Raw genomic sequence first — 4,999 nt, 5'->3', positions numbered from 1 at the left:
GGGCAGGAAAAGGCGCTGTTTGCGAGCAGAAGCTGCTACGGTTGCAAGCGCCTACATGTAGCTGAGGTCGCTGCGGCACGAGCAGTAATCAGGCCTTTGTCTCTAACTTAGCACTACTTTGGCAGAAGCGTAAGGTGATCGGCGAGTGCTGGGACATACCGTCAGGACCGCGCGCAAATGGCTTGAGCAGGCCGGAGCGCCGCTTTGCCCGATCGAGGATCACGGCCAGATGAGCCAGAGCCGCTGGACGACGACAGCGAGGATGAGGGCGACGAGGGGGAATAAGCGCCCCAATCAAATGTATATCCCTTAGCATTACAAACCATGCTACAGCGCAACCATATTGCCAGCGGAGCGAGAGCAGAATGATATTGGCAGTCGGAAACACTAAGGGCGGTGTCGGCAAGACGACCCTTGCCGTCAACCTCGCGGTGGCGCGCGCGCTTGCGGGCCGCGACCTCTTGCTGGTGGACGGCGACGAGCAGGGGACCGCCCTCACCTTTACCGAGCTGCGCGCCGATCGACTTGGGCAAGCTGGCTATACCGCCGTTGCGCTCACCGGCGCGGCGCTTCGCAGCCAGGTCCGCCAGCTCGCGGCCAAATATGACGATATTATCATTGACGTGGGCGGCCGTGATACCGGCTCGCTGCGCGCCGCGCTCACCGTGGCTGACACGTTGCTGGTGCCGGTGCAGCCGCGCAGCTTCGACGTGTGGGCGCTTGACCAGGTTGCGGCGCTGGTGGCCGAGGCGCGCGAGATCAACGAGGGCTTGCGCGCCGTCGCCGTGCTGAACGGCGCGGACGCGCAAGGGGCCGACAATGAGGCCGCCTTGGAAATGATCGGCGACATTGAGGGGATCGAGGTGCTGCCCACGTCGATAGTGCGGCGCAAGGCGTTCCCGAACGCGGCGGCCGAGGGCAGGGCGGTAGGGGAGCAATCGCCGCGTGACGCCAAGGCGATCGACGAGCTGGCCGCATTGGTCAGCGCGGTATTTGTATAGCATAATGATAGCGGAGTGAATTTCGATGGCTATCGCTCGTAAACCGAACAGCAAGCCCAAGTCGCCGATGGATGAGGCGGCGGCCGATGCCTTCATTGCCGGGGCGGCCAAGCCGAAGGCCGAGCCGATCGCGACCGAGGCCGACGAGGCGGGGCAGGGGGCCGAGCCGCGCAAGTCGCCGGTGATGCTCCGTTTCGATCGCGCGTTGCTGGCGAAGGTCGATGCAGCGGCCAAGCGGCGCGGGATCAGCCGCAGCGCATGGATACAGTTCACGGTGAGCCGTGCGCTCGATGCCGGCGAGGGGTAGGGCCGGCTAGGGCGAGGCGGCCCCGGCGCGCGAAAAGTGAGTTTTGGGGTAGGGGTTCACCTTTGGGCGGCGGGCGCGCTGAAATCCACCAGCACCGGCATTTCGGGTATATCGCCGCGCAGTTTGGCGCGGCGGACGATGCTATGTTGGTCGATCAGGTTTTGCGCGTCACGACGGCCGCTCATGGTTTTCGGGAGCCACATCATAGAAACCCGCTCGACCTTGCGCCCCTTCTTGATCGGGGTGAACTCGACCCAGAAGGGGCAGAGCTTGTTGATTTCCTCCTGGGCGACCTTGAGGCAGTATTTGTTGAAATCAGCGAACCGTTCCAACTTGCCTTCCGGCACGTTGAGCAGGCCGCGTAGCTCCGCAATCGTGAACTCTTCGCTTTGCTTATATTCGAGGCCGATACGGCGTTCGATCATTTCATAGAGGCACAGCGCGTATTTCGACTCGAAACAATACATCACTTGCGTCTTAAGTCGCGCATAGACCTCGCTGTTACGCAAAATCTCAATCAGTTCTTCGGGGATGCGGTAATGCAGGAAGCCGTCTTTTTCGAGGCTTTCGTCGCTGGAGCCGAGAAGCTGAACGCGGCGCTTGTAGCTCTTGCCGCCCTTGCGGATCGTGACGATGGCGATTGTGCCCATCAGGCGCAGCAGCGAGCTTTCTATGCGCTCGTTGCCTTGGTGCGTGCCCTTGAGCGCGGTTTTGGCGATGCGGTGAATGACCGGCTCGCTGATCCGCTCCCAGGCGTTGGCAATCAGCAGATTGTAGATTCGGCGATCGGCGAGGGTGAGGGGGGACAGCTCGACAATATCGACCAGCTCGCCGGGTTTGACGATTTCCCCGTAATTGGCGGGATCGAACGGGTTTCCGCGCCCCTTTTGCGAGAGGGTGAGGGCGGTATCATCGCCTAGGGCAATCTTTGCCTTTCCGTTATTTACAGGTGAGCTTGCGCGAGTCATGTCCTCACTTTAGCAGCAACGGTGAGCTAGGCAATTCCTAAAGCTCCCCGATGGAGGGTGGGGAGGGGATACCCCAAACCTCACCGTTGATTTGGCGGCTACCCCAACACTCACCGGACTCGACCCCAAAACTCACTTTTACCGACCCCAAAACTCACCGAAGGCTACCCCAACACTCACGCGACTCGACCCCAAAACTCACTTTTCGGGGCAATTTTTCTTGGTTTTCTGCGGGTTTGAGGCACCCTGAATCTTGAATCTAAGAAGAATCTTTGAATCAGAACGCGAACGGTGAGTTTTAGGTGAGTTTTAGGGTAGCCCTGCCTGTGGATAACTCCGAACTCGCCGCATCGTCAGACCCGAAGAAGAAGAAGAAGAACACCGTCTCCTGGAGCTTCGCCCCGCCGGCTCGCGACCTTCAGCCGCCCCGGATCGCTTTAGCGATCCTCCCACCCGGCATCCCCATGATGGACCGGCTCCGCCGGTACGCTTTTTGTTTGATTAGAAATGTTTAAACACCACGTCCCTACCGCAACGACAGCGCCAACGGCCAAGTAGCAAATTGGCTTTCTTGGAAAGCCAAACGGATAGGGTGGTGATCCAATTGAGAGGGCGGAGCAGGCGGAAACGTCGCCCCTGGTGCGATTTCCGAGCCGCTGGGGCGCATTTCGGGGTGGGGGACAGGAAATGAGGTTGGAGCAGCAAATGCGCTTTACGGGCTTCCTGGGCGGCCGATTTTTTGGAAGCTAGATCTTCGACCTTCAGGGGATCATCCACCGCTGCGTCGATCGCTAATGGTGAGGTCATACCCCAAACCTCACCTTTAGAACGCCAGTAGGCGATTTTCCGCGCTTTCGAGCGATTTCTATGACCAGGGAGGGATGGCAGAGCGCCATCATTCAATATCGTTTGTATATCGGAATGATGCCGCTTCGACTACGGGGCCGTTTAAAGACTTCACGCCTTGTCGAAGCGGCCCGCGAACTCGCGATCGGCATAGTATTTGAGCTTGGCGGCGACGATCGACCGTTGTCCCGCGAAGAACAGGAACTGGTAATCCTCGCGCAGCGAGCGGACTTCATCCGGCGTGAGCAAGGGCCGCGCAAGATGCTGCTGGCCGAACGATATGCCGGTTTCGTCGCTGTCGATCGCGCGGCTTCCTCGCGCAGCATGTCGAACAGGGCGTGTTCGCCGGCGTCGAGCGCCATGCCTTCGATCGCGAGATTGGCGCGCGCGTCGGCATCATCCTCGCGCCGCATGGCGGCGTCGGCCGGTGTGCCGCGCGTGAAATCGAGCGCGCGGACTTGGGCGCGGATTGCGTCCACGTCGAGCATGTTCATGGTGCGCTTCTCCCTTCCGTTTCCGCGTCGAACGCCCGCCAGATCGCGCGAGGCCCCATGTTAGGATTCCTCCCTTTCGATTGCGGCGCGGACGAACCGCACACGTTCGGCGACAGAGGCGAGGGGAAGCGTCACCAGCTCGTAGCCAAGGCCGGAATAGACCGCGACCATCGCCTGATAGGTCGCCTGCGCTTCCGCGAAATCCTGTTTTCTTTCCGCATCGGCCGCGAATATCTCGCGCCAAGGGGGCGATGAACACGCGGGGTTGATAGCGAAACAGGTCCGCCGCTTGGCTGACATGAGCCGGGACGGGGAGGCCGCACAGGCGCAGATAGCCCGCCACATCAGGCACGCTGCGATCGCAGATCACCGGCCCTGCGCGATCGTGGGCCTCATGCCATGAGCGCAATTCCCAACCCAGCATCAATTCCGCGAAGGCGGCGCGATCGGCCCAGGGGAGGGCCGCGCCGCCGATCGCGACCTGATCGCGGATGATGGCCCGACCGGCTTCCGGCATGTGGTCGAAACCCTCCACCGCCAACGCTTCGATTAGGGTGCTTTTGCCGGAGCCAGGCCCGCCGGTGATGACATGGAAATCGGGCCGATCAGCCATTGCCCGCACCTTCCGCTTCCGCGTCGAACGCGCGCTTGCCCCGCCGCTTCCAGAGCGCCAGCACATTGCCAGCGTCGTCGCCTTGAACGCGCGCTGTACAATCGAGCAGCGCGCCGTAAAGGGTGGCGCGATCATCGTCGGCCAGCTCGACCAGACCGGCTTTCTGGACGAGGCCGCCCAGCTCTATGAGATGGCGCGTGCGCTCGCGTCGGGCCACGACCCATCCTCTCGTATCGGTGCGGCGCGCGGCGGCTTCAAGCCTGTTCCTTGCCTGCGCCAGTTTGCCTTGCGCCTTCACCGTTGCCGCCAGTGCGTCGGCCAGCCTTGCGACCGCGTCCTTGAAAGAAGGCCGCGCCCCGCGAGCGCCACGCCTCCTTTTCGTTCGCGTCGGCCGCTTCCACAGCGGCGAGCAGCGCACCGGCGAGCGTGTCCAGATCGAGCGCATCGGCCCCGGTGGACGTGACCAGCTCGCCGAGTTGCTGGACCTTGCGGGCCTTCAAAGCCTTGGCCTTGTCGTTCAGCGCCCGCAGTTCCGCGTCATAGTCGCGCACCTTTCGCATCTTCTCTCCCTCGCGCCCATGAATGGAGCCGCAGCGTAGCACGATAGCGCGCGCGAGGAACCGTTCCGATCAAGAAATGCGGCGAAGTCAATCACGCGAACGGCAGAGAGTGTGAGTGCGCGCTTATACATCGTTGCCGACCTGCGCTAAGAAGGGCAGTATAGCGGCCGTTATGGCGATCTACCATTTCTCGGCCAAGGTCATCAGCCG

At 61.7% G+C, this 4,999-nt stretch carries 6 protein-coding genes and 2 pseudogenes; 3 read left to right on the top strand and 5 right to left on the bottom strand.

What is annotated here, in order from left to right; translation table 11 throughout:
* Positions 1 to 151: 151 nt before the first annotated feature.
* The 3 genes and pseudogenes from M529_RS50160 to M529_RS25430 form a co-directional block, all read left to right on the top strand.
* Positions 152 to 285, top strand: a pseudogene (locus M529_RS50160) (transcription elongation protein SprT); the annotation flags it as partial.
* A gap of 80 nt (positions 286 to 365) precedes the next feature.
* Positions 366 to 1,001, top strand: coding sequence for an AAA family ATPase (locus tag M529_RS25435; RefSeq protein WP_015460616.1), 636 nt, complete (start codon positions 366 to 368; stop codon positions 999 to 1,001).
* A 25-nt stretch (positions 1,002 to 1,026) separates the two neighbouring features.
* Positions 1,027 to 1,308, top strand: a complete 282-nt coding sequence (locus tag M529_RS25430) for a hypothetical protein (protein WP_015460617.1) — start codon at positions 1,027 to 1,029, stop codon at positions 1,306 to 1,308.
* A 56-nt stretch (positions 1,309 to 1,364) separates the two neighbouring features.
* On the opposite strand, the gene M529_RS25425 is transcribed toward M529_RS25430, so the two are convergent.
* From M529_RS25425 to M529_RS25410, 5 genes and pseudogenes are all read right to left on the bottom strand, one after another.
* On the bottom strand, positions 1,365 to 2,276 hold the full coding sequence (locus M529_RS25425; RefSeq protein WP_015460618.1) for a replication initiation protein: 912 nt from the start codon (positions 2,274 to 2,276) through the stop codon (positions 1,365 to 1,367).
* Between the two features lie 899 nt (positions 2,277 to 3,175).
* Positions 3,176 to 3,616, bottom strand: coding sequence for a hypothetical protein (locus M529_RS50785; protein WP_456242873.1), 441 nt, complete (start codon positions 3,614 to 3,616; stop codon positions 3,176 to 3,178).
* A 60-nt stretch (positions 3,617 to 3,676) separates the two neighbouring features.
* A pseudogene (locus M529_RS47960) lies at positions 3,677 to 4,229 on the bottom strand (AAA family ATPase).
* Positions 4,222 to 4,446, bottom strand: coding sequence for a conjugal transfer protein TraD (locus tag M529_RS25415; protein ID WP_015460621.1), 225 nt, complete (start codon positions 4,444 to 4,446; stop codon positions 4,222 to 4,224). Before M529_RS25415 ends, M529_RS47960 begins: the two are co-directional and overlap by 8 nt.
* A 37-nt stretch (positions 4,447 to 4,483) precedes the next feature.
* Positions 4,484 to 4,789 (bottom strand): conjugal transfer protein TraD, encoded by a 306-nt coding sequence (locus M529_RS25410; RefSeq protein ID WP_015460622.1) that lies wholly within the window; start codon positions 4,787 to 4,789, stop codon positions 4,484 to 4,486.
* Between the last annotated feature and the right edge of the window lie 210 nt (positions 4,790 to 4,999).

It is taken from the genome of Sphingobium ummariense RL-3 (assembly GCF_000447205.1).
Classification (GTDB): Bacteria; Pseudomonadota; Alphaproteobacteria; order Sphingomonadales; family Sphingomonadaceae; genus Sphingobium; species Sphingobium ummariense.
This window is presented reverse-complemented; position numbering and strand designations above follow the sequence as displayed.